23 protein-coding genes are annotated in these 25,973 nt (G+C 71.7%); 10 read left to right on the top strand and 13 right to left on the bottom strand.

Translation table 11 applies throughout. From position 1 onward, the window contains the following. The first annotated feature begins 385 nt into the window (after positions 1-385). On the top strand, positions 386-1,792 hold the full coding sequence (locus FOF52_RS20230; RefSeq protein ID WP_248591476.1) for a DUF3352 domain-containing protein: 1,407 nt from the start codon (positions 386-388) through the stop codon (positions 1,790-1,792). A 148-nt stretch (positions 1,793-1,940) separates the two neighbouring features. Here FOF52_RS20230 and FOF52_RS20225 read toward each other — a convergent pair whose 3' ends face one another. After that, complete coding sequence (locus tag FOF52_RS20225) at positions 1,941-2,762, bottom strand: ABC transporter permease (protein WP_248591475.1); 822 nt, start codon at positions 2,760-2,762, stop codon at positions 1,941-1,943. After that, positions 2,759-3,718 (bottom strand): ABC transporter ATP-binding protein, encoded by a 960-nt coding sequence (locus tag FOF52_RS20220; RefSeq protein WP_248591474.1) that lies wholly within the window; start codon positions 3,716-3,718, stop codon positions 2,759-2,761. The genes FOF52_RS20225 and FOF52_RS20220 overlap by 4 nt, the downstream gene beginning before the upstream one ends. Positions 3,719-3,804: 86 nt before the next feature. Between FOF52_RS20220 and FOF52_RS20215 the strand changes: the two genes are divergently transcribed. Beyond that, the gene (locus FOF52_RS20215) at positions 3,805-4,395 is read left to right on the top strand and encodes a DUF1707 SHOCT-like domain-containing protein (protein ID WP_425265563.1); all 591 of its coding nucleotides are present in this window, start codon (positions 3,805-3,807) and stop codon (positions 4,393-4,395) included. Positions 4,396-4,503: 108 nt separating this feature from the next. Beyond that, positions 4,504-5,892, top strand: a complete 1,389-nt coding sequence (locus FOF52_RS20210) for a class II fumarate hydratase (RefSeq protein WP_248591472.1) — start codon at positions 4,504-4,506, stop codon at positions 5,890-5,892. A 115-nt stretch (positions 5,893-6,007) separates the two neighbouring features. On the opposite strand, the gene FOF52_RS20205 is transcribed toward FOF52_RS20210, so the two are convergent. The 4 genes from FOF52_RS20205 to FOF52_RS20190 form a co-directional block, all read right to left on the bottom strand. Beyond that, entirely contained in the window at positions 6,008-6,658 is a 651-nt protein-coding gene (locus tag FOF52_RS20205) for an aggregation-promoting factor C-terminal-like domain-containing protein (RefSeq protein ID WP_248591471.1), read from the bottom strand. Between the two features lie 346 nt (positions 6,659-7,004). Next, on the bottom strand, positions 7,005-8,270 hold the full coding sequence (locus FOF52_RS20200) for an RNA 5'-3' helicase PhoH2 (protein WP_248593949.1): 1,266 nt from the start codon (positions 8,268-8,270) through the stop codon (positions 7,005-7,007). A gap of 348 nt (positions 8,271-8,618) precedes the next feature. Beyond that, complete coding sequence (locus FOF52_RS20195; protein WP_248591470.1) at positions 8,619-9,383, bottom strand: isoprenyl transferase; 765 nt, start codon at positions 9,381-9,383, stop codon at positions 8,619-8,621. Positions 9,384-9,587: 204 nt separating this feature from the next. Beyond that, the gene (locus tag FOF52_RS20190; RefSeq protein WP_248591469.1) at positions 9,588-10,187 is read right to left on the bottom strand and encodes an RNA polymerase sigma factor; all 600 of its coding nucleotides are present in this window, start codon (positions 10,185-10,187) and stop codon (positions 9,588-9,590) included. A gap of 195 nt (positions 10,188-10,382) precedes the next feature. Here FOF52_RS20190 and FOF52_RS20185 point away from each other — a divergent pair, with 195 nt between their 5' ends. Then, the gene (locus FOF52_RS20185) at positions 10,383-11,777 is read left to right on the top strand and encodes a serine/threonine-protein kinase (RefSeq protein ID WP_248591468.1); all 1,395 of its coding nucleotides are present in this window, start codon (positions 10,383-10,385) and stop codon (positions 11,775-11,777) included. 354 nt (positions 11,778-12,131) lie between these two features. On the opposite strand, the gene FOF52_RS20180 is transcribed toward FOF52_RS20185, so the two are convergent. The 4 genes from FOF52_RS20180 to mca form a co-directional block, all read right to left on the bottom strand. Further along, positions 12,132-12,779 (bottom strand): hypothetical protein, encoded by a 648-nt coding sequence (locus FOF52_RS20180; protein WP_248591467.1) that lies wholly within the window; start codon positions 12,777-12,779, stop codon positions 12,132-12,134. Between the two features lie 217 nt (positions 12,780-12,996). Beyond that, complete coding sequence (locus FOF52_RS20175; protein WP_248591466.1) at positions 12,997-14,994, bottom strand: thioredoxin domain-containing protein; 1,998 nt, start codon at positions 14,992-14,994, stop codon at positions 12,997-12,999. A 102-nt stretch (positions 14,995-15,096) separates the two neighbouring features. Next, positions 15,097-15,324 (bottom strand): hypothetical protein, encoded by a 228-nt coding sequence (locus tag FOF52_RS20170; protein ID WP_248591465.1) that lies wholly within the window; start codon positions 15,322-15,324, stop codon positions 15,097-15,099. Positions 15,325-15,334: 10 nt separating this feature from the next. Next, positions 15,335-16,207, bottom strand: a complete 873-nt coding sequence (gene mca / locus FOF52_RS20165; protein ID WP_248591464.1) for a mycothiol conjugate amidase Mca — start codon at positions 16,205-16,207, stop codon at positions 15,335-15,337. A 156-nt stretch (positions 16,208-16,363) separates the two neighbouring features. On the opposite strand from mca, the gene FOF52_RS20160 reads away from it, so the two are divergent. From FOF52_RS20160 to FOF52_RS20150, 3 genes are all read left to right on the top strand, one after another. Then, on the top strand, positions 16,364-16,795 hold the full coding sequence (locus FOF52_RS20160) for a DUF4307 domain-containing protein (RefSeq protein WP_248591463.1): 432 nt from the start codon (positions 16,364-16,366) through the stop codon (positions 16,793-16,795). A 211-nt stretch (positions 16,796-17,006) separates the two neighbouring features. Then, on the top strand, positions 17,007-17,510 hold the full coding sequence (greA, locus tag FOF52_RS20155; RefSeq protein WP_248591462.1) for a transcription elongation factor GreA: 504 nt from the start codon (positions 17,007-17,009) through the stop codon (positions 17,508-17,510). A 582-nt stretch (positions 17,511-18,092) separates the two neighbouring features. Continuing rightward, positions 18,093-18,683, top strand: coding sequence for an RDD family protein (locus FOF52_RS20150; protein ID WP_248591461.1), 591 nt, complete (start codon positions 18,093-18,095; stop codon positions 18,681-18,683). 42 nt (positions 18,684-18,725) lie between these two features. On the opposite strand, the gene FOF52_RS20145 is transcribed toward FOF52_RS20150, so the two are convergent. Then, on the bottom strand, positions 18,726-19,886 hold the full coding sequence (locus FOF52_RS20145) for an FIST signal transduction protein (protein WP_248591460.1): 1,161 nt from the start codon (positions 19,884-19,886) through the stop codon (positions 18,726-18,728). Between the two features lie 208 nt (positions 19,887-20,094). Here FOF52_RS20145 and FOF52_RS20140 point away from each other — a divergent pair, with 208 nt between their 5' ends. Both FOF52_RS20140 and FOF52_RS20135 read left to right on the top strand, forming a co-directional pair. Continuing rightward, positions 20,095-21,507, top strand: coding sequence for a sigma 54-interacting transcriptional regulator (locus tag FOF52_RS20140; RefSeq protein ID WP_248591459.1), 1,413 nt, complete (start codon positions 20,095-20,097; stop codon positions 21,505-21,507). An 18-nt stretch (positions 21,508-21,525) separates the two neighbouring features. After that, positions 21,526-23,466 (top strand): vWA domain-containing protein, encoded by a 1,941-nt coding sequence (locus FOF52_RS20135; RefSeq protein ID WP_248591458.1) that lies wholly within the window; start codon positions 21,526-21,528, stop codon positions 23,464-23,466. 9 nt (positions 23,467-23,475) lie between these two features. On the opposite strand, the gene FOF52_RS20130 is transcribed toward FOF52_RS20135, so the two are convergent. Continuing rightward, positions 23,476-24,219: a hypothetical protein gene (locus FOF52_RS20130; RefSeq protein ID WP_248591457.1), complete on the bottom strand. Its 744-nt coding sequence runs from the start codon at positions 24,217-24,219 to the stop codon at positions 23,476-23,478. Positions 24,220-24,426: 207 nt separating this feature from the next. On the opposite strand from FOF52_RS20130, the gene FOF52_RS20125 reads away from it, so the two are divergent. Further along, positions 24,427-24,720 (top strand): hypothetical protein, encoded by a 294-nt coding sequence (locus FOF52_RS20125; RefSeq protein ID WP_248591456.1) that lies wholly within the window; start codon positions 24,427-24,429, stop codon positions 24,718-24,720. Between the two features lie 69 nt (positions 24,721-24,789). Here the strand turns inward: FOF52_RS20125 and FOF52_RS20120 are convergent, their stop codons facing one another. Then, positions 24,790-25,935 (bottom strand): cystathionine gamma-synthase, encoded by a 1,146-nt coding sequence (locus tag FOF52_RS20120; protein WP_248591455.1) that lies wholly within the window; start codon positions 25,933-25,935, stop codon positions 24,790-24,792. Positions 25,936-25,973: the final 38 nt, after the last annotated feature.

The following is a 25,973-nucleotide window of genomic DNA, read 5'->3' as shown; positions in this document are numbered from 1 at the left end:
CGCGACCGGGCCCGGTCACTTTTCAGGCACAAACCGGTGGTGGGAGGAACCGGAAAATCCCACGTGGGATCAGACCACCGGAAGAGTTCTGTGTGACGATCCCCGCGTGTCCGGAGGTCCCATGTCCTACCCTGACCAGCCCAACCAGCCACCCCAGTGGGGTCAGCAGCCGCCGGGCCAGCCGACCGGTCCGGGGCACCCTCCGCTGGGGCAGCCGCAGCCCGTGGGACAGCCGCCGGCGGCCCCCTCGGGGCCGCCGGTGGGACAGCCGATGGGTCCGCCGCCGGGGCAGCCGATGGGACCGGGCGGTCCCGGTTTTCCGCCGCCCGGGCAGCCGGTGTACGGCGGTCCGGGGGGCCCGCCGCCCCGCAAGAAGCCGGTCTGGATGATCCCGCTGTCCATCGTGCTGGCGGTGGCCCTGGTCGGCGGCGGCGTGTGGGCGTCGATGGCGCTGGTGAACAACCTGTTCGGCGGACCGCAGCCCGAGTCGGTGCTGCCCGGCTCCTCCCTGGCGTTCGCCAAGGTCGACCTCAAACCCAGCGGCGGGCAGTGGGCCTCCTACGCCCAGTTCTACGAACGGCTGCCCGACACCGTGAAGGACGACCTCGGCGGCTCCGACGAGGACTTCGGCGAGGAACTGTTCGAGGAGCTCTACCCCGACCTCAACCTCGACTACGCGACGGAGGTCGAGCCGTGGCTGGGGCAGCGCTTCGGCGTCGCCGTGTGGGTGAGTTCCCAGGAGGAGTTCCTGTACGCGGTGGCCGTCGCCGTCGAGGACGAGGACCGCGCCGAGGAGACCCTCACCCGCATCCAGACCGAGGACGACCGCCTCTTCTTCGACATCGTCGACGGCTTCGCGATCCTCACTGACTCCCAGGAGGCGCTCAACGACCGGAACTCCCAGGTGGAGCAGCACGGGTCGCTGAAGGACAACGAGACCTTCTCCGCCGACCTCCGCGAGATCGGCGACGGGATCGCCATGCTGTGGGCCGACTACGGGGCGATGGCGCGGGACGAGACGGCCGCAGCGGAATTCGACCTGGAGGACCTGTCCGAGGTCGGAGAGGTCACCGGCCGCTTCGCCGCGGTCGTGCGGATGGAGAGCGAGTACCTGGAGTTCGAGGCCAACGTGTTCGACGCGGGGATCGACGGCAACACCCTGTTCGCCGACTCCGTTCCCCCCGGGGGCATCAGCGCACTGCACGACCTGCCGGACAACTCCGTCATCGCGCTCGGCGGCGACGGCCTGGACTCCGTGGCGCAGGCCGTGTGGGAGGCCAACAGCGCGAGCATCGAGTCCACCCCCGACTACGACGACTTCGACGGCATCATGCGGGAGCTGGGCGTGCGGCTGCCCGCCGACTTCCACAAGATCCTGGGCACCAAGACCGCCCTGGGCATCACCGACCTGGAGGGCCTGGACTTCTTCGGCACCGGCGACGTCTCCTTCGACCTGCGGCTGACCGGTGCGGACCACGACCTGTGGAGCGACCTGATGGCCCCCTCCGACTACACCTACGGCCCCACCCCCACGGTCACCGCCGACGGCGACACCACGGTGGTCTCCCTGGGGACCGCCGGGACGGGACGGCTCGGCGACGATCCGGTCTTCCAGCAGACGATGCGGGGGCTGGAGGAGGCGCACCTGGCGCTCTACATGGACCTGCGGGTCGTCGCGGAGGAGTCGGAGGACTCCTGGCCCGAGCAGTGGGGCGGCCTGGGGGGCGCCCTGACGTTCCACGAGGGCGGCTCGATGTCGCTCAACCTGCGCTGGGTGCCCAGCCCGGCGTGACCGCGGGCGGGGTCCGTCCGGCGGCGCGGACGGACCCCGCCGCAGCGGGCAGAGGACCGGGCCGCTCCAGGAGGAACTGGAGCGGCCCGGTCCTCTTTCTCCGCTGGTACCGGTCGTGCCGGTGGCCGCCGCCGGGGCGGCCGCCGCGTCAGTCGATGAGCCGGCGGTGCATCCGGTGGACCGCCAGGAACCACACGAGCACGGTGAAGACGGCGATCACGGCGAGGTGCCCCAGGGCGGGCAGGAGGCCGATGCCGAAGGCGAGGCCGCGCACCAGCTCCACACAGTGGTAGAGCGGGTTGACCTGGGCCGCCGTCTGCGCCCATCCCGGCAGCTGGTCGATGGGGAAGAACGTCCCCGCGACCAGGAACAGCGGCGTGATGAGCCCGGAGATGATGTAGTCCATCATCCGGATGGACGGGATGACCGCCGCCAGCAGGATGCCGAGCAGCGCGAACCCGAACCCGGTGACCACCCCGACGAACGGGACGAGCAGCATCGCCCAGGTGGGGTCCAGGCCGAACACGATCGCCACCAGCAGCGGGGCGCAGCCGTAGACGCCCGCCTTCAACGCGATCCACAGCGCCTCGCCGGTGACCAGTTCGCGCACGTCCACCGGGGCGGCCAGCACCCCCTCGTAGGTGTGCTGGAAACGGCGGCGCACGAACGTGTTGATCAGTCCCGGGAACATGGACGAGAACAGCACCGACATCGCGACGATGCCGGTGCCCAGGAACTCGATGTAGTCGTAGCCGCCGATGCTGCCGATGAGCGCGCCCATGCCCATGCCGAAGGCGAGCAGGTACAGCACCGGTTCGACGATCGCGGAGAAGGTGATGGGCGCCCAGGTGCGCCGGTACAGCGCCCACTCGCGGGCCAGGACCCCGGCGATCGGTGCGAACTCGAAGCCTCCGGGTCGGGTGCGCAGGTCGGTGGCGCGCGGGGCGGCGGTGTCCTCGGTCGCCGTCATTCCACTGTCTCCCCTGTCAGGGTCACGAACACGTCCTCCAGGTTGCTGGCCCGGCGCATGCCGGGGCCCAGCCGGTCGCGCAGCGAGTCGGGCAGCTCCTCGGCCCGCAGCACCGACAGCGCCGATCCGGTGCGCCGCGTGGTGAAGCCGGCGTCGTGGACGATCTTCTCCAGCTCCTCGATGCCGTCGAGGCCGACCGCGTACTCCTCGACGGTCTTCCCGGCGTACTCGGCGATCAGGTCGGCGGGGACGCCGCGCCGGACGACGCGTCCCTTCGCCATGAGCGCCACCTCGTCGGAGAGCCGTTCGGCCTCCTCGATGTAGTGGGTGGACATCAGGACCGTGACGCCCTCCTCCCGCAGGGCGGTGATCAGCCCCCACAGTTCCTGGCGGACCTGCGGGTCCAGGCCGACGGTCGGTTCGTCGAGCAGCACCACGCGGGGCCGGTGCACCAGGCCGCGGGCGATGAGCAGCCGGCGGCGCATGCCCCCGGAGAGGTTCTCGGTGAACGTGTCGCGCCGGTGCTCCAGGTGGGCGATGCGCAGTGCCCGCTCCACCGCGGCGGCGCGTTCGCGGCGCGGCACTCGGTACAGGTAGGTGAAGCTGTACAGGTTCTCCTCGACGGTGAGCTCCTCGTCGAGGTTGTCGTGCTGGGGCACCACCCCCATGAGGGAGCGCGCCCACTTCGACTCCTTGGGGACGGGGTGGCCCAGGATGCTGATCTGTCCCGCGTCGGCCCGGCTCTGCGCGGTGAGCATGCGCATCGTGGTGGACTTGCCCGCGCCGTTGGGGCCGAGCAGGCCCAGCACGGTGCCTTCGGGGACGTCGAGGTCGAGACCGTCCACCGCGGTGATGTCACCGAAGCGTTTGACCACTCCGCGCAGGGAGATCGCCGGCGTCGCGGAGGGGGATCCGGGGTGGAGCGCCGACCGGCCGGACTGTGGTGACGAAGTCATGTCCTTCACCGTAGTTGGCGGTTGTGGGCCGTTCCTAATGGTTTTCTCCTGCCGTGGGGGTGTCGGGAAGTACCGTTGACGGTGTGATCGAAGGACCTCCCCCGGAGCGGCTGCGCGCCTCCGACGCCGACCGGGAACGTGTGCTGGCGGTACTGCGTGCGGCGGTCGAGGACGGCCGTCTGGACCTGGAGGAGTTCCAGGAGCGCAGCGACCGCGTCCACGCGGCGCGTCGGCTCGGCGACCTGGTGGGGATCACCGCCGACCTGGTGCCGCCCGACGCCCAGCCGCTGCGTCTGGGCTCCGGCCCGGTCTCCGCGCTGTTCGGCAGCGAGCGGCGCGCCGGCCGCTGGGTGGTGCCGGTGCGCCAGTTCGTGTTCTCCCTCTTCGGCACCGCCGAGGTGGACCTGCGGGACGCGCTGCTGTCCCGGGACCGGGTGGTGGTGACCGCCTCCGCGCTGTTCGGGCGGGTGGTGATCCGGGTGCCCGAGGGGATGGAGGTGCGCCTGCGCGGCCGCTCCTTCCTCGGCCGGCGCAGTGCCGCGGTCCGTCCCTCGCCGCTGCGGGACGCCCCGGTCCTGGAAGTCGACGGGTTCTCCCTGCTGGGTTCGGTACGGGTCAGCGCGCCCCGGCGGCGCCGGCGGCTGGGCCGCGGACGGCGGCCGCGGGAACTGGAGTGACCGGGACCCGCCGCGTTCTCCCACGTTGCGGGAGGGTTGGCCGCGGGGGTCACGTGCGGGTCTGGCAGTCTTTGGTCTGAGGTTTTGTCCTGGAGGTGTCTTTCAACGATGACTGAATTCCGCGTCGAGCACGACTCGATGGGCGAGGTCAGGGTTCCCGTCGAGGCCAAGTGGCGGGCGCAGACCCAGCGCGCGGTCGAGAACTTCCCCATCTCGGGGCAGGGCCTGGAGGCCGCGCACATCGCCGCGCTGGGCCACATCAAGGCCGCCGCCGCCACGGTCAACGCCGAGCTCGGCGTGATCAAGGGGGACGTGGCCGCGGCGATCCGCGAGGCGGCCCTGGAGGTCGCCGAGGGCAAGTGGAACGACCACTTCCCGGTGGACGTGTTCCAGACCGGTTCGGGCACGTCGAGCAACATGAACACCAACGAGGTCATCGCGACGCTGGCCACCGAGCGGCTGGGCGAGCCGGTCCACCCCAACGACCACGTCAACGCGTCGCAGTCGTCCAACGACGTGTTCCCGTCCTCGATCCATATCGCGGCGACCTCCGCGCTGATCAACGACCTGGTTCCGGCGTTGCGGCACCTGGAGGAGGCGCTGTCGGCGAAGGCGTCGGAGTTCGCCACGGTGGTCAAGAGCGGCCGCACCCACCTGATGGACGCCACCCCGGTGACCCTGGGCCAGGAGTTCGCCGGATACGCCGCGCAGGTGCGCTACGGCATCGAGCGGGTCGAGGCGGCGCTGCCGCGCGTGGCGGAGCTGCCGCTGGGCGGTACGGCGGTGGGCACCGGCATCAACACGCCCGAGGGCTTCTCCGCGAAGGTGATCGCCGAGATCGCGCGGGCCACGGGGCTGCCGCTGACCGAGGCGCGCGACCACTTCGAGGCGCAGGGCGCGCGGGACGGCCTGGTGGAGCTGTCCGGCCAGCTGCGGACGATCGCGGTGAGCTTCTGCAAGATCGCCAACGACATCCGGTGGATGGGCTCGGGGCCGCGCACCGGTCTGACCGAGATCTTCCTGCCCGACCTGCAGCCGGGCTCCTCGATCATGCCGGGCAAGGTCAACCCGGTGCTGTGCGAGGCGATGCTCCAGGTGGCCTCGCAGGTGGTCGGCAACGACGCGGCGGTGGCGTTCGGCGGTTCGACCGGCAACTTCGAGCTGAACGTGCAGCTGCCGCTGATCGCCCGCAACGTGCTGGAGTCGATCCGGCTGCTGGCCAATATCTCCCGGGTGTTCGCCGACCGGTGCGTGGCGGGGATCACCGCCAACGAGGAGCGCTGCCGCGAGTACGCGGAGTCCTCGCCGTCGATCGTCACCCCGCTCAACCGCTACATCGGCTACGAGGAGGCCGCGAAGGTCGCCAAGCAGTCGCTGGCGGAGCGCAAGACGATCCGCCAGGTCGTCATCGAGCGCGGGTACGTCGCCGCGGGCAAGCTGACCGAGGCCCAGTTGGACGAGGCGCTCGACGTGCTGTCGATGACCAACTCGCAGTAGTGGTGTGACGTGACGAGGCGGCGGTGGCTCCGGAGCCGGAGCCACCGCCGCCTCGTGTGCGGCGCGCGTCCGGCGGTGCGCCGGACGCGCGGTGTCCAGGATGCGGCGGGACGGGTCAGTACCAGCCGACGCTCTGCGAGTGCTCCCAGGCCGCGCACGGGCTGCCGTAGCGGTCCTGGATGTAGCCCAGCCCCCACTTGATCTGGGTGGCGGGGTTGGTCTGCCAGTCGGCTCCGGCGCTGGCCATCTTGCTGCCGGGCAGCGCCTGCGGGATGCCGTACGCACCGGAGCTGGGGTTCTGCGCCAGGTGGTTCCAGTTGCTCTCCCGCTGCCACAGCGAGTCGAGGCAGCTGAACTGGTCGGCGCTCCACCCGTAGTCGGCGAGCATGGCCTGGGCGATCCCCCTGGGGTCTCCGGTGGGGATGGATTCGGGCTCCGGTTCCGGTTCCTCCTCCTTCTCCTCCTCCAGGGTGCCGTTGGCCGTGGCGAGGGCCTGGCCCAGTGCCTGGTCGCGCTGGCTGCTGGCCTGTTCGAGCCGGCCTGCGGGGATCCCCTCGCCGTTGTCGGGGAAGAAAGGCTCTGCGTCCGCCTCGTTGGGCAGGACGGCGGCCGAGGCGGCCTGCTCCGGCGCGGCGCCGGTGTCGGCGGCGAAGGCGGAGAAGCCGAACGTCGCGCCCGCGACGGTGAGCGCCGCCGTCCCTGCCGCGGTGGCGAGCCGCAGCGAAATCCGGTTCTTCAGCAAGGATCGGCCTTTCGACGGTCGCATGCCCGGTGGCCTCGCATGCGCTCGAACGTGCCCCGGATCTTTCGGAGTCGATGTCGGGGGCGACGGGCGGACTGGCCTGGGCCACCGGCCGCCGTGTCGCCGGAAGATCACCGCGCGCGGTGTGTTCGGGGAGTCACCGCAGACGTCTGCGGGATGCGCGCTCGGGGCACCTGACGGAACAGGATCAACCTTGCCGCATGATCTCAGGTCCGTAACACCAGAACCGTGGGTGACATGGATCACATTATCTATGGGGATTTTTCCGACAACCAATCCCACGGCATCTGCGTCCAAAAAAGATGGCGCCCGACCGGAACCCCGGCCGGGCGCCCGGAACCGACGGCGGTCAGCCCTCCAGCATCTCGGTGACCAGCGCGGCGATCGGGGAGCGCTCCGAACGGGTCAGCGTGATGTGCGCGAACAACGGGTGCCCCTTGAGCTTCTCGATCACGGCGACCACCCCGTCGTAGCGGCCCACCCGGAGGTTGTCACGCTGCGCGACGTCGTGGGTGAGCACCACCCGGGAGTTCTCGCCGAGCCGCGACAGCACGGTCAGCAGCACACCGCGCTCCAGGGACTGCGCCTCGTCCACGATCACGAAGGAGTCGTGCAGGGAGCGGCCCCGGATATGGGTGAGCGGCAGGACCTCCAGCATGCCCCGGTCGACGACCTCGTCGATGACGTCCTGCGTGGTCAGCGCCGAGAGGGTGTCGTGCACCGCCTGCGACCACGGCGTCATCTTCTCGTACTCGGTGCCCGGCAGGTAGCCCAGGTCCTGGCCGCCCACCGCGTACAGCGGCCGGAACACCACGACCTTGCGGTGCTGCCGGCGCTCCAGCACCGCGTCCAGACCGGCGCACAGCGCCAGCGCCGACTTGCCGGTGCCCGCCCGACCGCCCAGCGAGACGATGCCGACCTCGGGATCGGTGAGCAGGTCCAACGCGATGCGCTGCTCGGCACTGCGGCCGTGCAGCCCGAACACGTCGCGGTCGCCGCGCACCACCTTGACCGACTTGTCGGGCAGCACCCGGCCCAGCGCCTTGCCGCGCTCGGAGACCAGCACCAGACCCGTGTGGCAGGGCAGGTCGCGCGCCTCGTCGATCTCGGTGGTGCCGTGGGCGAAGAGTTCCTCGATCCGGTACGCCGGCACCTCCAGCTCCGCCATGCCGGTCCACCCGTGCTCGATGGCCAGTTCGGCACGGTACTCGTCCGCGGCCAGTCCCACCGACGACGCCTTGATCCGCAGCGGGAGGTCCTTGCTGACCAGCACCACGTCGTGGTTCTCGGCGGCGAGGTTGCGCGCCACGGTCAGGATGCGGGTGTCGTTGTCCCCCTGCCGGAACCCGGCCGGCAGGATCTCGGGATCGCTGTGGTTGAGTTCCACCCGCAGCGTGCCGCCCTGGTCGTTGACCGCCACCGGGGAGTCGAGGGCGCCGAAGGCGACCCGCAGGTCGTCGAGCTTGCGCAGCGCCTCGCGGGCGAAGTAGCCCAGTTCGGGGTGGTGCCGCTTGCTTTCGAGTTCGGTGATGACGACGATCGGCAGGACCACCTCGTGCTCGGCGAAACGGGTGATCGACAGGGGGTCCGCCAGCAGGACGCTGGTGTCGAGCACGTAGGTGCGCCGGTTGCTCCCCTCGGCGGAGCTGAGGTGGGCAGGGTCGCGGTGAACGGTCGAGGAACTAGCCACTCGTTCTCCCCCTGGGCGCGGCGGAGCGCCCTAGACTCATGGGAATCCAAGGACCGGGACCAGCCCCGCGAGGGCCGGGACCGGCCCCCGTCGTGATGGTTTCCTGTCGTGCCAGGAGCATCAATGAGTCGGGGCCTCCCGAGTGGCAGGGATGCGCACCCCGCCACTGCTATCGACGGTACCCCGCTCACCTGAAAGAGCAAGACCTTTGTTCGACCTGTTCGTGAACAACTCGTGACCCTCGCCCTCCGGCGCCCCCGGAGAGCAGAGCCGTCAGGAGCCGAAACGCCGCTGCCGCACGCTGTAGGAGCGCAGTGCGCGCAGGAAGTCGACCTTGCGGAACGCGGGCCAGAAGACCTCGCAGAAGTAGAACTCCGAGTGCGCGCTCTGCCAGAGCAGGAAACCGGAGAGGCGCTGCTCCCCCGAGGTCCGGATGAGCAGGTCGGGATCGGGCTGGCCGCGGGTGTAGAGGTGCTCGGCGATGTGGTCCATGTCCAGCCGCTCGGCCAGCTCCTCCAGCGTGGTGCCCTTGGCGGCCTCCGCCAGCAGCAGCGACCGGACGGCGTCGGCGATCTCGCGGCGCCCCCCGTAGCCCACCGCGACGTTCACGATCAGGCCCGGGTTGTGCGCCGTGGCGTCGCCGGCCTCCTTCATCGTCCGGGAGGTGGAGTCGGGCAGCAGGTCGAGGGCGCCCATGGGGTTGACCCGCCGCCCCTCCTCGCGGAGCCGCCGCACGGTGTTCTCGATGATCTCCAGCAGCGGTTCCAGCTCCTCGCGCGGCCGGGAGAGGTTGTCGGTGGACAGCAGCCACAGGGTGACCACCTGCACCCCGACCTCGTCGCACCAGCCGAGCAGCTCGAAGATCTTCTCGGCTCCGGCCCGGTGCCCCTCCCTGGGACTGGACAACCCGCTGAGCTTGGCCCACCGACGGTTCCCGTCGAGGATCACTCCCACGTGCCGGGGCTTCTCGACCGTGCTGAGCGCCCGCTCCAGACGTCGCTCGTACAGCCGGTAGAGAGGGATGCGCAACAGCCACATGGACGGTCTACCTCTCCTGATGCGCTCAAGGCCGCGGACACGGCACCGGATACCGCGGGTCCCCGACACGGCACCGGGCCGGGACACCACCGCTGGCATGGTCACCCGACGGGCTCGGGGCCGCCGGTCAGTCCCCAACAGTAGTCAAGGAAGCGGACCACCGACGACCTCCGGCCCCGGTCCGCCGGAACGGGACCGCGCGGTTCAGTTCACCGCGAGGGCCTTGCGGACCCGCTTGCGGCCCTCGTGGATGCGTGACTTGACCGTGCCGAGGGCCAGGTCGAGCTGGGCGGCGATCTCCCCGTACTCCATCTGGCACAGGTCCCGCAGCACCAGCGGCGCCACCAGGTTGGGCCGGTCGCGCTCCAGCTGGTCGAGCGCCTCCAGCAGGTCGATCCGCGAGCCCGCGATGACGCTGGTGGTGCGCGGGTCGCTGCGGTGCGGGAGGCGGTCGGCCTCGGTGGGCAGTTCCGCGGCCCGCCGCTTCAGCGACCGGTAGGTCTGCCGCGCGGAGTTGGAGACCACGGTGTAGAGCCAGGTCGTGAACATCGAGTCGCCACGGAACCGGTGGATGTTGGCGGCCACCCGCATCAGCGCGTCCTGACACGCCTCCTCCGCGTCCTGCCGGTAGGGCAGGAAGCGGGCGCAGCGGCGCAGGACATCGGGTTGGATACGGCGCAGGAGTTCTTCGAGCGCGGCCTGGTCCCCCTCCTTGGCACGCAGCGCCAACTGCTCCAGGGACTCCTCCTCGCCCGGGGCGGGGGCAGGATGTATTGATCCGGAAGACTGGTCTGCTTGGGTCACGGCGGACACTCCCCACTGACGATAGTCTCGTCCAGGTATTACACGCATACCTCCGCAAAAAGGTTGACACATTTCCGCGACGCCCGACCCCGCCGTGACAGAATTCCGCGCCGAAGACGGGGTGCACCCCCCGGTTCCCCGTCCCGGTGACCGGATCACGGTGTTGACGTCACCAAGACGTGGTAAGCAATACCTGTGGCACAACCGGAACGTTTCGGGCGTTACCGCGTCCTACGGCGACTGGGTTCGGGCTCGTTCGCCACGGTCTGGTTAGGACACGACGACCTGCTCGACACCCCGGTCGCAATCAAGGTGCTCGCCGAGAACTGGGCACACAACCTCGACATCCACCAGCGTTTCGTCGAGGAGGCGCGCATCCTGCGCCAGGCCGACTCCGAGTGGCTGGTGCGCGTCCACGACATCGGGACCCTGCCCGACGACCGCCCCTACTTCGTCATGACCTACGCCGACCGGGGCAGCGTCGCCGACCGGATCGCCGCGGGCCCCCTGCCGATGGACGAGGCGCTGCGCCTGCTCACCGAGATCGGCCAGGGCGTCACCGTGCTGCACCGGCACGGCACCATCCACCGCGACATCAAGCCGTCCAACGTACTGCTGCAGTCCAGTCCGGTCGGCGAACGGGTGCTCGTCGCCGACCTGGGATTCGCCAAGAGCATCGACGAGGCCTCCGGGTTCACCGCGTCCGCGGGCACCCCCGGCTACATGTCCCCCGAGCAGAGCGTCATCGGCGGCGACATCGACGTGCGCGCGGACGTCTACTCGCTGGGCGCGGTCGCCTACGAACTGCTCACCGGAAAACGCCCGCCGCGCCCGCCGGTACGGGTCCCGCCGAGCCGGCTGCGCCCCGGCCTGCCGCCCGCCCTGGACGAACTGATCATGTCGGCGCTCTCGCCGAACCGCGGCGACCGTCCCCCCGACGCGGCCACCTTCACCTCCCGCATCCGGGAGATCCGCATGTCGCCCGACCTGGCTCTGGCCACGCCGTGGTGGCAGCGGTACCGCACCGCCTGGACGCGCCTGGGCGCCGCGGTCGCGGTGGTGGCCGCGGTGCTCGCGACGACCTCGGCCGCCGCGGCCTCCCCGCGGCTGCCGATGATGGAGGTCTACGACTCCAGCGGCGAACTCCGCGTCCGGATCCCCACCCCGTGGGTCCGCCAGATGCAGCTCAACGGCTGGTCGCCGCGGGAGTTGGGCGTGCCGGGCGGCCACGAGCCGGGTCTGCTGGTCGCCACCGACCTGGCTGCCTGGCCCGACCCCGAACAGGAGGTGTCCGGCCTGTTCGCCGGCCTGTTCGCCGCCGACTCCCAGCCTCCGGACCTGGACCTGCTGATCTCCGCCGACCTCTGTGCGGGAGAGCCGCAACAGCAGCACTTCACCAACGACCACTGGGACGGTGAGCTGTGGCAGTGGTCGGACTGCGTCCCCGACGGCCCTGCGGGAGGCGCGTTCACCGCGGCCGCCCTGCGGCACCGCGACCACGAACGGACCCTGTACCTGGAGATCCGCCAGTCCGAACACCAGCCCCGGACCGTGGCGGAGATCCTGGAGGGCGTCCGGCTGACGTCGTGAGCCCCGGACGGCCCGGCAGCCGCCTGGTCGGTCACGCTGAGTTCGCCGCCCCGGTCGGCGGCTTCCGCGCCGCCCTGTCCTCCGATAGTGCGCAATTCACTCTGAACCGTGGCTGACGGGTCCATGACGCGGAAGTCCATCAGCTCCCTGACCAGGCCGCGCAGGCCCGTGCGGGCGACGGGGGAGGCCTCCCCGGGCTGCCCCGGTCCACACGGTGACGCCCCCGGTCATCGGGAAGGGCACCCGACTCCCCCGCCGCCTCGGGACACGGGTCTGCGCGCCCTTCCCGGTTCCCGCCGGTGCTCCCGGGGCGTCCGCCTGACGGCCTTCCCGCCCTGCGCCGTCACGCGGCCGTCAGGAGATCGTCTTGTACCGGGACAGGTCGGTGGAGCGGACGATCGCGTCGTACTCCTCGGCGGCCCCGTCCAACATGGCGGGAACGTCGAACTCCAGGTCCACCTCGGCGACGTACCAGGCCCGCGTGCGGAACGTCCCACCGCCCGTGCAGGTGACCATCCACTCGCTGTACCTCGCCTCCTCCCCGCTGACCAGCGTGAACCTGCCGTGCTCGGTGATCTCGGCGTGCTCCGCCCGGATCTGGCTCCCCGAGTCGGGACCTTTCGGGCAGGAGGCCCAGGGCCGCCGCCACTTCTCCGGATCGGTCAGGTCGTCGCCCCGGGAGTCGATCAGGCCGTCCTCGGCCGCGTGGGGGCGGATGCGCAGCGCCGCGGACGGACAGCTGCCGCCCGGCGTGGGGGGCACCCCCGGCGGGGAGAGGCAGTTGTCCGCGACGTCGACGTGCCAGCCGTCCGGCAGCACCAGGTTGATCCCGTTGTAGTCGTGCAGGGTGGCCTCGTCGGAGACGTGGAACCCCTCGTCGGACGAGGCCATCGGGTGCGCGAGCCCCGGCAGCACCTGTGAGGGCGTGCCGAAACCGCACGCCGGGGCCGCCAACAACGCCGCAGCGGCCAGCGGGAACGCCGCAGCCCTGGTCGTCCGCACGCGCTCCTCCTCTCGTCGTCCGCCGCCCGCGGGCCCGCGAGGCGAACGGACGGAATTCACGGTATCCGTCCGTAAACCATTCGGCTGTTTCCTGCATCCCATCAGACAGGGAGCACGCTGGCGAGAGGTTTCCTCCGCCGCGCACCCGTGATCGCGTCCTCCCGGAGCCTGCGTGGGGGCTTGCTCCGGGAGGGCGCCCTCCTCCGCGCCCCGCCGCTCATCCTCCGGCGAGTTGCGCGGTCAGCGCCTCGGCGGTGGTGACGGGCAGCCGGCAGGTGAAGTTCCGGCACACGTAGGCCGCGGGCTTCCCGTCCACCAGCGACCGGCCCCGCAGCAGCCCGATCCCCCCGTCGTCGACGCCGTCCCCCCGGCTCACCACCGTTCCGGGCACGGCGGCCAGCAGCGCGGCGCGGTGCAGCTCCTCGGCCGCCGGGTCCCCCTGCGGGCCGACCACCGCCACCTCCAGGGGACCGGCGAGGAACGCCTCCGCCACCGCCAGCCCCCACCCGGCGAACCTCGGGGCCTTCTCCGCGAGTCTGGCCACCACCCCGAGCGCGGCCTCGGCGGCGTCGCGGTGCCGCGTCGAGCCGGTGAGCGCCGCATAGCCCAGCAGGGCGCCCGCCGCCGCCGACCACCCCGACGGGGTGGCGTTGTCCGTCACGTCCCGGGGCCGGTTGAACAGTGCCTCGGCGTCGTCGGCGGTGTCGTAGAAGCCGCCCGAACCGTCGGAGAAACGGGTCAGCACGGTCTCCAGCAGCGCGCCGCACACCCCCACCCACTCCGTCTCGCCGGTGACGGCGTGCAGGACGAGCAGCCCTTCGGCGAGGTCGGCGTAGTCCTCCAGCACCCCCGCGCTCTCCCCCGCGACCCCGCCGAGCGAGGCCCGGACCAGCCGTCCGTCCACGTGGTGGTGCTCCACCAGCAGCCGGGCCGCCTCCCGGGCGCGTTCCACCAGGTCGGCGCGGTCCAGCAGGACTCCGGCCTCCGCGAGTCCGGCGATCGCCAGCCCGTTCCACGCCGTGACCACCTTGTCGTCGCGGGCCGGCCGGACCCGTCCGGCGCGGACGCGGCGCAGCCGGTCGCGGACGCGGGCGTACCGCTCCGCGTCGTCGGGGTCGGCGCGCAGCTGCAGCACCGACGTGCCGTGCTCGAAGGTGCCCTCCTCGGTGACGCCGAACAGGTCGGCGGCCCACTCCCCGTCCGCATCCCCCAGGGCCTCCCGCAGCTGCCGACGGGTCCACACGTAGTAGCGGCCCTCCTCGCCCTCGCTGTCGGCGTCCAGGGCGCTGGCGAAACCGCCCTCGTCGGTCCGCAGTTCGGCGACCATCCAGTCGGCGGTCTCCAGGGCCACCCGGCGGGCCAGCGCGTCCCCGGTCTGCCGCCACAGGTGGGTGTAGCCGCGCAGCAGCAGGGCGTTGTCGTACAGCATCTTCTCGAAGTGCGGCACCGTCCAGGCCGCGTCCACCGAGTAGCGCGCGAACCCCCCGCCGAGCTGGTCGTACATGCCGCCGCGGGCCATCGCGTGGGCGGTGTGGCGCGCCATGCGCAGCGCCTCGGCCCCCGCCTCGTCGCCGACGCGGGCGTGGTGGCGCAGCAGGAACTCCACCACCATCGACGGCGGGAACTTGGGGGCGCCGCCGTAGCCCCCGTGGACGGGGTCGTAGTCGGCCGCCAGCAGCTCCACGGCCTTGGCGAGCGTCTCGGCGGTCGGCGGCGGGCCGCCGGGCAGGGGGCGGGGGGCGCTCAACGCGTCGACCACCCGCTTGCCCTGCCCCACCACGCCCGAACGGTCGGCGCGCCACGCGTGGCTGATCCCCAGCAGCAGCCGCTGGAAGTGCTCGCGGGGGAAGTAGGTGCCGCAGTAGAAGGGGGCGCCGTCGGGGGTGGCGAAGACCGTCATGGGCCAGCCGCCCTGCCCGGTCATCGCCTGGGTGGCCTCCATGTACACCGCGTCCACGTCGGGCCGCTCCTCGCGGTCGACCTTGACGTTGACGAAGTTGGCGTTCATGATCCGCGCGGTCTGCTCGTCCTCGAACGACTCGTGCGCCATGACGTGGCACCAGTGGCAGGCGGCGTAGCCGACGGAGATCAGCACGGGCACATCGCGCCGCCGTGCCTCGGCGAACGCCTCCTCCCCCCAGGGGTACCAGTCCACCGGGTTGTCGGCGTGCTGGAGCAGGTAGGGACTGGTGGCTCGGGCGAGACGGTTCGACATGTCCCCTACTCTGCCCGCTACACGGGCACGGGACACCCCCGAACGGCCGGCGCGGCCCGGCCTCCCGGACGGGGGCGGGGCCGCGCCGGCCGTTCGGGCGGGTCAGTCCGCCCGGCCGTCCGCGTCGTTCCGCGCGTCCCGCTGGGAGGCGCCCGCCTCGACGGGGTCGGTGCCGAAGTCCTGCGAGCGTGCGACGTCCAGGTGCCGCCGCATGGAGCGCATGAGCAGGAACAGCACCCCGCCGATGAGCGCGATGACGGTGAATCCGAGCAGACCGGGGGTCGCCAGGTCGTTCACGGAGTCTGCGAACTGGAACGCCGAGAGGTTCATGGCTCCATTCTCACACCGCGCCGCGGATGCCCGCGAAGAGGTCGTCCTCGGGCAGTTCGGTGTCGACCAGGGAACGTGCCAGGTGGAAGTCCTCGGTGGGCCACGCCTCGCGCTGGATGTCGTTGGGCACGGCGAACCAGAAGCTGTTGGGGTCGATCTGGGTGGCGTGCGCCAGGAGCGCGCGGTCCCGGGTCTCGAAGTACTCGTCGCACTTCACCCGCGTGGTGATCTCCCACCGCGGGGAGTCGCGCTTCTCCATGCGCTCCATCCACTCGGCGAACGGGTTCTCCAGCCCCCGGTCGGTGAGGACCTTGGCGATGGCCTCGAAGCGTTCCCGCGGGAAGGACACGTGGTAGTAGAGCTTGCTCGGCTGCCACGGCTCCCCGGTGCCGGGGTAGCGCCCCGGGTCGGCGGCGGCCTCGAAGGCCTCCACGGAGACCTTGTGGCACATGATGTGGTCGGGGTGCGGATAGCCGCCCTGCTCGTCGTAGGTGATCATGACGTGCGGCCGGAACTCGCGGACCATGCGGACCAGCGGTTCGGCGGCGACCTCCAGCGGCTGCAGGGCGAAGCAGCCCTCGGGGAGCGGGGGCGGGGGGTCGCCCTCGGGCAGACCGGAGTCGATGAACCCGGCGAACTGCTGTCGGACGCCGAGGATGCGCCGGGCCTCCTCCATCTCCTGGCGCCGGACCTCACCGATGTTGGCCAGGATCTCGGGACGGTCCATCGCGGGGTTGAGGATCGATCCCCGCTCGCCACCGGTGAGGGTGACGACCAACACGTCCGCGCCTTCGTTCACGTAGCGGGCCATGGTGGCCGCGCCTTTGCTCGACTCATCGTCGGGGTGGGCATGCACGGCCATGAGCCGCAACCGGTCAGACAATTGGGAAGCCCCTCGATGTCGTGGTCGGACGGCGTTCACCGCCCCGCCGGTTCGCCACTCCGCGTTGGCTCGACGCGAAACGGCACGGGCGGAGTGTGAGCCTGTGGAGGCAGGGATATCTTAGACAACGTAGGCCCCACTCCCGGAGATTCCTTTATGCCGCCCCAGCCCGACAACTCCACGCCCACCGCCCGGCCGGTCTCGGGCACGCGGCGACGCCTGGGCAACCAGCCGTTCTTCTTCGTGCTCGGCGTCATCGCCGCCGTCGTCTTCACGATCGGCTGGGGGATCGCGCTGTTCAGCTACAGCGGAAACACCCTGGGCCAGGTCCACTACCAGACGTTCGCCTGGCGGATCGTCTCCGACTCCGAGGCCCGCATCTCCTTCCAGACCACCAGTGACTCCGGGGCGCTCTGTCTGATCAGCGCCTACGACGACCAGCACGTCCCGGTCGGGGAGACCGAGGTGTCCGTCGAGGGCGGCCTGCGGGACGTGGAGGCGACGATCGACACAGTTCGTCGCGCAACGACGGTACAAGTCGTCTCCTGCAGGGAACAAGCTTTCACAAGCGAGTCAGTCAACCAGTAGTTCCCAACCGCTCCTCCAGAACGGGGAGCACCGGCACCGAGCCCCCGAGCACGACCACAGCCTCGGTGCGCATGTCACGCTCCGCTCAGCGGAGACATGTGTGCCGTGGTGCCGTTTTCCGTGGTCATCCTGCTTGGAAAGCGCGGTGCTACTCTCGTAATTTCATCTACCGCGCCCCGGCGCGGTCCCTAGAACCATCGAGGGAGTTGCCGTGACCGAGACCCGTGATGACAACGTCACCTGGCTCACTCAGGAGGCGTACGACCGGCTCTCCGCGGAGCTGGAGTACTTGTCAGGGCCTGGTCGCATCGAGATCGCCGACCGGATCGAAGCCGCTCGGGAAGAAGGCGACCTGAGGGAGAACGGCGGCTACCACGCCGCCAAGGAAGAGCAGGGGAAGATCGAGGCCCGTATCGCCCACCTGCAGGCGGTCCTGAACAACGCCCGCGTCGGCCAGGCCCCGCAGCGCGAGGGCGTGGTCAGCCCCGGCATGACGGTGACGATCAAGTTCGAGGGAGACGACGAGGAGATGACCTTCCTCCTGGCCTCCCGCGAGGAAAGCGGGGCGCCCATCGACGTCTACTCCCCCAAGTCCCCGCTGGGTGAGGCCATCAACGGCAAGAAGGCCGGCGAGAAGGCCACCTACAAGCTTCCGAACGGCAAGGAAGCGACGGTGGAGATCATCGACGCCGTGCCCTACAACGGCGGCTCCTGACCCCGAAAGCGCAACGCGGAAGGGGTGGCCGAGAGCCACCCCTTCCGCGTTGTGCGGGGTCGGGCGGGCGACCGGGAGCGGACAGCGCCTCGTCCGCACCGGCCGCGCCACCGCGGGGCAGCACCACCGCCTCCGCTCCCCGTCCCCGACCGCGAGTGTCGTGAACCGCGTGTCCCCTCCCCTTCCCCTCCGCCGACGGCGACACGGCGTCCCCGGCTGCCGCCGCCGTCGTGGTCGTCCCCTGGCCGTCGCGTTCGCGGTGCGCTCCACCCACCGGTGGCCGCCCCACGCCAGGTCCGGCCGGACCGTCGGCACACGGCTCATGGGCGTCCGGGTGGTCGCGGCGCGCACCGGAACGCCTCCGGGCGTGCCCCGCGCGCTGGGACTGCCCCTGTTCCTGCCGGTGCTCCCGCTTTCGGCGGTCGCCTTCATCCCCCGACCGCCTGCGGCCGCTGTGGGACTCCCGCGGCCGGTCCCTGCACGACCCGGCGGCGGACCCCTGCGTCCCCCGCGGGGGAACGGTCCCCTCCGGGCCTGCGACCGGTGGCTGCGCCCACTGGGGCCACCAGCGATAATGTCGGCGTGACTACTCCCCCTTGGAACAACCCGCCGCAGCAGCCGTACGGGATTCCGCACCCCCACCCCGGTGGAGGAGGCGGAGGCTATCCGGCGCCGCCACCGCCCGCCAACGCCCGCATCCACCCCGCGACCGGACTGGTCCTCGCCGGGTTCGGGCACCGGCTGGGCGCGCGGATCATCGACTACTTCCTCGTGAACATCCTGGTGTGGCTGCTCACCTTCGGCATCCTGGTCTTCATCGCCGCGGCCTACCCGGACATGGAGGAGACCTCCGACGCCTTCAACACCACGTTCGGCCTCCTGTTCCTCTTCGGCTGGGGCGTCGCCGTCTTCCTCTACGACTGGTTCTTCATCGCCGCGACCGGCCGCACTCCCGGCAAGATGATGACCAGGCTGAGAGTCGTCAGCGCCGACGGCGCCCCCCTGTCGCAGGGACAGAGCGCGCTGCGCAGCGCGGCATTCGGCCTGCCGCACTCGCTGCCGTGCCTGGGGCACCTCTTCGTCTTCGTCTCCGGCCTCGTGGCGTCCGGCGACGACAACGCCCAGTCGCTGCACGACAAGATGGCGCGGACGGTGGTCGTGGTCGCCCGGTAGTCCGGGCGCCCGCGGCCGCCGCCGGACGGGACGGCTCCGCCGTCACCCCCGGAAGGCCAGCATGCAGGCGGTGAAGCCGTGCAGGTGGTTGCGTCCGGCCACCGGGCCGATCTCCCCCGCGGCGAAGAAGCCGCCGACCGCGTCGATCCCGAGGGTCTGCCGCACGCAGCGCACGTCGTGGTCGGCGGAGGGGAACATCGTGCTGCCCCGGCCGTTGCAGGAGAACAGCAGGGCGCCCTCGGCCGCTCCCCCGGTGTCGCGGGCGAACAGGCTCAGCCGCTCCAGCAGGTCGCTGTCCGCGGTGTCGTGGTCGCGGACCTGGAAGCGGACCGTCTGGCCGACTTCGACGACGTCGCCGATGGTGACCGACCCCTGCTCGGGGTCGGCTTCGAGCACCCCGCGGATGAGGAAGTCGCCGCTCTCGTGCCGCTCGGCGTACTCGTCGATGGCGATGCCGATGTGCAGCCCCTCGGCGGCCAGCTCCTGCTCCTGAGGGCTGAGGGCGCTGACGATCTCCTCCAGTTTCTCGTAGGCGGGGGTTCCCGCCAGCTCCAGCAGGACGTTCTCCTCGGCCTTGGTCACCGCCATGGACGGGCCGACGGGACGGCACCCCTGGCTCACCACCGTCCCCAGCACCCCCTCCCCGCCGATCAGCAGTCCCACGGCGCCCGCCTGCACGGTCTCGCCCTGCAGGAACAGCCGGACGCTGTCACCGCCGTAGGCCCCGTCGGCCAGGCCGCCCACGATCGGCAGGTCGCCCAGGACCGTGTCGCTGCGCCGCACGAACGAGTGCGTGGGGAAGACGTACGGGTTGGTCAGCAGCAGCGCCGCCCGGTCCACGGGCGTGGGCTGGAGCACTCCGACCACCGCGAGGTGGTCCCCCTCGGGCACCGCGGCGAGTTCGAACGGGGTCATGGTGACCCCCGGCAGCATCGCCGCCCACACGCTCACCGCCCCCTGCCCCTCGGCGCCGCGCCCCCCGCCGATGACGCCGTCGGCGCTGCAGCCGATGGTGGTCGCGTCCTCGGCGAGCGTCATGGCGCGTTCCCCGGCGAGCCCCACCTCCTCCGGGTCGAAGCCGCTGACGAACACGCAGACGAGGTCGGCTGGGCCGTCGAGTTGACCGAGTGCCTGCCTGGTCGCGCGTTCGGCCGCGCTCACCAGGTCGACCCCGGTCGCCAGTGCGTCGCTGAACCGGGCCACTGTCGCCTCCTCGCCGTCCACCGCGAGCGTGTGCTCACGGGCACCGCCATTCTCTCTGTTGACGGTTCCCCGTGCGGGCAGAACATTCCCACCGTCCCCCGGGGATTCCGGAGATCCCGCCGCATCCCGCGGGACGGCCCCGTTCGGGGCGCGGAATCCGCACACCGGCGGGGTCCACAACCGGCGTCCGGTGAATAGACTCGACCGTGTGCCCGATCACGTCGACCTTCCACACACCCTGGGCGCGCTGCGCGCTTCGGGGCACCGCTACCGGACCGTCAAGGACGAGGTCCGCGAGAACCTTCTGCACCGGATGCGTTCCGGCGAGGAACGCTTCCCGGGCATCGTGGGGTTCGCCGAGACCGTGCTGCCGCAACTGGAGCGGGCGCTACTCGCCCGGCATGACGTGGTGCTCCTGGGCGAACGCGGCCAGGGAAAGACACGGCTGATCCGCACCCTCACGGGCCTGCTGGACGAGTGGAGTCCGGCCGTGGCGGGATGCGCCCTCAACGACCACCCGTACGCGCCGGTCTCCCCGCAGGCCCGCCGCATGGCCGCGGAGTACGGCGACGACCTGCCCGTCGTGTGGCGGCACCGCGACGAGCGCTACGGCGAGAAGCTCGCCACTCCCGACACCGGTGTCGCCGACCTCATCGGCGACGTCGACCCGGTCAGGCTCGCCGAGGGCCGCAGCCTGGGCGACCCGGAGACCGTGCACTACGGTCTGGTGCCGCGCTCCAACCGGGGCGTGTTCTGCCTGAACGAGCTGCCCGACCTGGCCGCGCGCGTCCAGGTGGCGCTGTTCAACGTGCTGGAGGAGCGGGACGTGCAGATCCGCGGCTACCAGCTGCGGCTGCCGTTGGACCTGCTGGTGGTGGCCAGTGCCAACCCGGAGGACTACACCAACCGGGGTCGGATCATCACACCGCTCAAGGACCGGTTCGGCGCGGAGGTCCGCACCCACTACCCGGTGGAGCTCGACGACGAGATCGCCCTGGTCGAACAGGAGAGCGAACTGCCGCCGGGGGTGCGCGTCCCCGGGCACCTGGTAGAGGCCGTGGCCCGGTTCACGCGGCTGGTGCGCGAGTCCCCGTCGGTGGACGAGCGCTCCGGCGTGTCGGCGCGGTTCGCGATCGCGGCGCTGGAGACGGTCGCCGCCGCCGCGGAGCGCCGTGCCGCGTTGGCCGGCGAGCGGCGGGCGGTGGCGCGCGTGTGCGACCTGCCGTCGGTCACGGGCGTGCTGCGCGGCAAGGTGGAGTTCGACGTCTCCGAGGAGGGCCGCGAGGCCGCGGTCCTGGAGCACCTGCTGCGCCGCGCCGTCTACGACACGTTCCGCCGCGTGCTGGGCGGGGTGGACCTGGGGCCGCTGACCGAGCGCTTCTCCTCCGGCGCGACCGTGGAGTCGGGGGAGCTGGTGGGCGCCGAGGAGCTGCTGAAGCGGGTCGGCCCGTTCACGGGCCTGGCGGAGCTGGTCAAGCGGGTCGCCCCGGACGGCGACGACGACCCGGCGGCCGCCCCCGGCTACGCGGCGGCGGCCGTGGAACTCGCGTTGGAGGGCCTGTACCTGAGCCGGCGGCTGTCCAAGGACGCCCTGCCGGACGGGGCGCGGTACCGGACCTGACCGAGGAGGGGCTGCGACATGCGCGGATTCCGCTACGGACGCTACGACGACGGTCCCGACCCGCTGCGCGCCCCCTACGACGCACGTTCCGCGCTGGACGAGCTGGGGCGTTCGGTCATGGCCGGCTCCTCGCCCACGCGGGCGCTGCGGGACCTGCTGCGCCGCGGTACGCGCGGTCTGACCGGGCTGGACGACCTGGTGCGCCGCATCCGGGAACGCGGCCGGCAGCTGCGCTCCCGGGGCAGGCTGGACGGCACGCTGCGGGAGGCGCGCAGGCTGCTGGACCAGGCCGTGGGCCAGGAACGCGCGGCGCTGTTCCCCGACCCGGGCGACGACGCGCGACTGCGGGAGCGGGAACTGGACGACCTGCCGTCCGACCCGGCCGCGGCGATCCGGCGGCTCGCCGACTACCGGTGGCGCTCCCCCGAGGCCCGCGAGACCTTCGAGCGCCTGCGCGACCTGCTGCGCCGCGAGGTCCTGGACGCCCAGTTCCGCGGCATGAGGCAGGCCATGTCCGGCGGCACCCCCGAGGACCTGCGGCGGGTGGGCGCGATGGTGGAGGCGCTGAACGCGATGCTGGACGCCGACGACCGCGGCGAGCACACCCGGGCCGACTTCGACCGGTTCCTCGCCGAGTTCGGCGACTTCTTCCCCGACAACCCGCGCGACCTGGACGAACTCGTGGACTCGCTGGCGCGGCGCTCGGCGGCCACCCAGCGCCTGCTGGACTCGCTCACCCCCGAGCAGCGCGCCGAACTGCTGGAGCTGAGCCGCCAGGCCATGCGGGAGGCGGGGCTCGACGACGTGCTGCAGCGGCTCGGCGAGCGGTTGCGCGCCCGCCGCCCGGACCTGGTCTGGTCGGGGGGCGTGGACGTGGCCGGCGAGGCAGAGCTGGGGCTGGGGGACGCCACCACGGCCGTGGCGGAGCTCGCCGACCTGGCCGAACTGGAGGAGGCGCTGGGGCAGGGGTACGCGGGCGCCCACCTGGACGACATCGACGTCGACGCGGTGTGGCGCACCCTGGGCCGGTCGGCGGCCGAGGAGCTGGAGCGGCTGCGTGAACTGGAACGGGAGCTGCGCGACCAGGGGTACCTGTCGGGGTCGCGCGGCCGGCTGGAGCTGACCCCGAAGGCGGTGCGCAGGATCGGTGAGACGGCGCTGCGCGACGTGCTGTCCGCTTCGGGGGGACGGCCCGGCGGGCACGAGACCCGGGACGTGGGCGCGGCCGGGGAGCTGACCGGGACCAGTCGGCCGTGGCGCTTCGGCGACGAGCAGCCGCTGGACGCGGTGCGCACTCTCGCCAACGCGGCCCGGCGCGGTTCGGAGGACGGCGGCCGGCTGCGGCTGCGCGTCGAGGACTTCGAGGTGGCCGAGACCGAGCGGCGCGACGCGGCGGCGGTGTGCCTGCTGGTGGACCTGTCGTACTCGATGGTGCAGCGCGGCCTGTGGGGGGCGGCGAAGCAGACCGCGATGGCGCTGCACGCGCTGGTGTCCACCCGGTTCCCGCAGGACGCGGTCCAGATCATCGGGTTCGACGACCACGCCCGGGTACTGGCCCCGCGGGAGCTGGCGGAGCTGTCGCTGGAACCGGTGCAGGGCACCAACCTGCACCACGCGCTGCTGCTCGCCGGGCGGCACCTGGACCGGCACCCGGAGTTCGAACCGGTGGTGCTGGTGGTGACCGACGGGGAGCCGACCGCGCACCTGGACGACGACGGCCTGCCCCACTTCTCGTACCCGCCGGCGCCCCGCACCACGGAGCTGACGTTGGCGCAGGTCGACCGGATGACCCGGCGCGGCGCCCGGCTGACCGTGTTCTCCCTGGCCGACGACCCGCGCCTGGAGGAGTTCGTCTCCGCCCTGGTGGCCCGCAACGGCGGCCGCACCGTCCGCCCCGACCCCGACCGGTTGGGGTCCTACGTGGTGCGGGACCTGCTGTCGCGGCGTTCCCGCCGGTGACCCGGCGGGTCACTGCTCGGCGGCGACGACCTGGGTGAGGGTCCAGCCGTCCCCGGTGTGCTCCGCGAGCAGCCGGTGGACCGGCTCGCCGTTGCGGGTGACCAGGACCGAACTCCCGTCGGCGGGCGGGTCCTCCTCGTGGTCGGGGAACTCCACCCGCGCACACCAGGCGCCCTGTTCCGGGTAGGCGCCGCCGGTGGAGTCGCAGTCCAGCGGCAGGTAGCGGTCGGCCAGCCAGGTCTCGGCGACCCCGGTGAGGGTGGGCGCGGTGACCTCCCACCGGGCGGGGTCGTCCTTGGCCATGATCGCCTCGGTCAGCCAGTCGGGTCCGGGGGCGTAGGGGTCCTCGATCACGAAGTTCTCCGCCAGTGCCCAGTGCGTTCTGTCGGGGGTGGTCAACCGCAGCGCCTCGAACGGTTCGGAGGCGGGCGGGCCGAGGGCGAACACCGTGCTGTCCTGCCAGTCCGCGAACAGGGCCAGGCACACTCCGTTCCGTTGGCCGAGGTCGAGCTGCTCGGAGTCGCTCAGCGCCTCGCAGCGGCCGCCGTACTCGGGCTCCTGGGCCCAGGTGTCGGCGATGTGCGCGCGCACCAGTTCGTGCAGGGTCGGCAGGTCGGGGCTGGGGGAGGCGGACGGGCTCGGGGAGGGCGTCGGCCGCGGCCCGGCGCCGGTGTCGGGCAGCAGACCGCACGACGCGGTCAGCAGCAGGGTGGGGAGGGCGGCCAGGACCGCTCGGTCGGGAAGAACACGCATGGGGCCTGCCTCGGGTGTGCGGGACGGAACGGCTTCTCCTATTCTCTCGGCCGCCGTCCGCACTTGCTTACCCCCACAATTCGGGATTGCCTGCGCGGGGACGTCGGCCGCACTGTTGAGTTGACCCCACGGGTGAGCAGCACAGCCCCGACAACCCCCTGGAGTCACGGTCATCGCGGTTTCCGGACAGGAGAGGAAGGTCCTCCGATGGTGGACTGGGAGCGGGTGCTCCAGGGCGCGGGCGCGTTCGTGCAGGGAGTGACGTACGGCATGACGATCAGCCGCTGGCTGGAGCTGGACGACGAGTCGGCCTACGCCGAGATCGTCAGCTACGTGAACGGCTCGTCGACCGGCGACGTCGACGGGATGGACGCGGTGCTGCTCCAGACGGCGTCCACCAACTTCATCCCGGAGCAGCGCAACCGCCTGGTGCGGTTCTACGCGCTGTTCAAGGTGGTGGAGTACAACCGGTTCGGCCAGTTCCGGGGCTTCCCGGCGTGATCTCCACCCCCGGTGGGAGAGGCCGGGAGGGAGCGGCTCCCTCCCGGCCTCTCCGCTCGTCTCCCCCGGCTACGGCTCCAGGGCCTGGAGCAGGTCATTGACCAGATCATCCGCTGTTTCGATGCCCACGGAGAGACGGACCAGGTCGTCGGGCACCTCCAGCAGCGAGCCCGCGGTCGAGGCGTGCGTCATCTTCCCAGGGTGCTCGATCAGGGACTCCACGCCGCCCAGGGACTCGGCGAGCGTGAACACCTTCGTCCGCGCGCACACCCGCAGCGCCGCCTCCGCGCCGCCCTTCATCCGGAACGACACCATGCCGCCGAAGCCGCGCATCTGGTCGACCGCCACCTTGTGGCCGGGGTGCTCGGGCAGGCCCGGGTAGAGCACCGAGGCCACCTCGGGGTGGCCCAGCAGCGCGTTGACGACGCGTTCGGCGTTGGCGTTGTGCCGGTCCATGCGCACGCCCAGCGTCTTGATGCCGCGCAGGGTCAGCCAGGCGTCGAACGGTCCGGCGACCGCGCCCATCGAGTTCTGGTGGAAGGCGAGGCGCTCCCCCAGTTCGGCGTCGGCCACCACCAGTGCGCCGCCGACCACGTCGGAGTGGCCGCCCAGGTACTTGGTGGTGGAGTGCACCACCACGTCCGCTCCCAGCGTGAGCGGGCGCTGCAGGTAGGGCGAGGCGAAGGTGTTGTCCACCACCAGCAGCGCGCCGGAGGCGTGCGTGATCTCGGCGAGCGCGGCGATGTCGGCGATGTTCAGCAGCGGGTTGGTGGGCGTCTCCACCCAGACCGCGACCGTGGTGGGGCGCAGGGCGGCGCGCACCGCCTCGGTGTCGGACAGGTCGACCGCGTCCCAGGCCAGGCCCCACCGCTCGAAGACCTTCGACACCAGGCGGAACGTGCCGCCGTAGGCGTCGTTGGGGATGATCAAGTGGTCGCCGGGCTTGGCGATGGTGCGCAGCAGCGTGTCCTCGGCGGCCATGCCCGACGCGAACGCCAGGCCGCGCACGCCCGCCTCCAGTGCGGCCAGGCACTCCTCCAGGGCCGTGCGGGTCGGGTTGGCGGTGCGGGAGTACTCGTAGCCGCCGCGCAGTCCGCCCACGCCGTCCTGGCGGTAGGTGCTCGTCTGGTAGATCGGGACCACCACCGCCCCGGTCTCGGCGTCGGCCTCCTGACCGGCGTGAATGGCCAGTGTCTCAAACCCCTCGTAGCTCATGGGGCCACAGTAGTACCGGGTCGCCGCTTCCCCGCTCC

Origin of the sequence: Thermobifida alba, assembly GCF_023208015.1 — a bacterium.
Lineage (GTDB): Bacteria > Actinomycetota > Actinomycetes > Streptosporangiales > Streptosporangiaceae > Thermobifida > Thermobifida alba.
The sequence above is the reverse complement of the archived record's forward strand: the minus strand, read 5'-3'. Positions and strand labels throughout refer to the sequence as shown.

What these genes read in the sequence shown, in the direction of transcription:
- FOF52_RS20210 (WP_248591472.1), top strand. Translation starts at nt 4,504, where the DNA reads ATGACTGAATTCCGCGTCGAGCACGACTCGATGGGCGAGGTCAGGGTT.
- FOF52_RS20125 (WP_248591456.1), top strand. Translation starts at nt 24,427, where the DNA reads ATGGTGGACTGGGAGCGGGTGCTCCAGGGCGCGGGCGCGTTCGTGCAG.
- FOF52_RS20205 (WP_248591471.1), bottom strand. Translation starts at nt 6,658, where the DNA reads ATGCGACCGTCGAAAGGCCGATCCTTGCTGAAGAACCGGATTTCGCTG.
- FOF52_RS20160 (WP_248591463.1), top strand. Translation starts at nt 16,364, where the DNA reads ATGCCGCCCCAGCCCGACAACTCCACGCCCACCGCCCGGCCGGTCTCG.
- FOF52_RS20135 (WP_248591458.1), top strand. Translation starts at nt 21,526, where the DNA reads ATGCGCGGATTCCGCTACGGACGCTACGACGACGGTCCCGACCCGCTG.
- FOF52_RS20220 (WP_248591474.1), bottom strand. Translation starts at nt 3,718, where the DNA reads ATGACTTCGTCACCACAGTCCGGCCGGTCGGCGCTCCACCCCGGATCC.
- FOF52_RS20175 (WP_248591466.1), bottom strand. Translation starts at nt 14,994, where the DNA reads ATGTCGAACCGTCTCGCCCGAGCCACCAGTCCCTACCTGCTCCAGCAC.
- FOF52_RS20230 (WP_248591476.1), top strand. Translation starts at nt 386, where the DNA reads ATGATCCCGCTGTCCATCGTGCTGGCGGTGGCCCTGGTCGGCGGCGGC.
- FOF52_RS20170 (WP_248591465.1), bottom strand. Translation starts at nt 15,324, where the DNA reads ATGAACCTCTCGGCGTTCCAGTTCGCAGACTCCGTGAACGACCTGGCG.
- FOF52_RS20120 (WP_248591455.1), bottom strand. Translation starts at nt 25,935, where the DNA reads ATGAGCTACGAGGGGTTTGAGACACTGGCCATTCACGCCGGTCAGGAG.
- FOF52_RS20225 (WP_248591475.1), bottom strand. Translation starts at nt 2,762, where the DNA reads ATGACGGCGACCGAGGACACCGCCGCCCCGCGCGCCACCGACCTGCGC.
- FOF52_RS20195 (WP_248591470.1), bottom strand. Translation starts at nt 9,383, where the DNA reads ATGTGGCTGTTGCGCATCCCTCTCTACCGGCTGTACGAGCGACGTCTG.
- FOF52_RS20130 (WP_248591457.1), bottom strand. Translation starts at nt 24,219, where the DNA reads ATGCGTGTTCTTCCCGACCGAGCGGTCCTGGCCGCCCTCCCCACCCTG.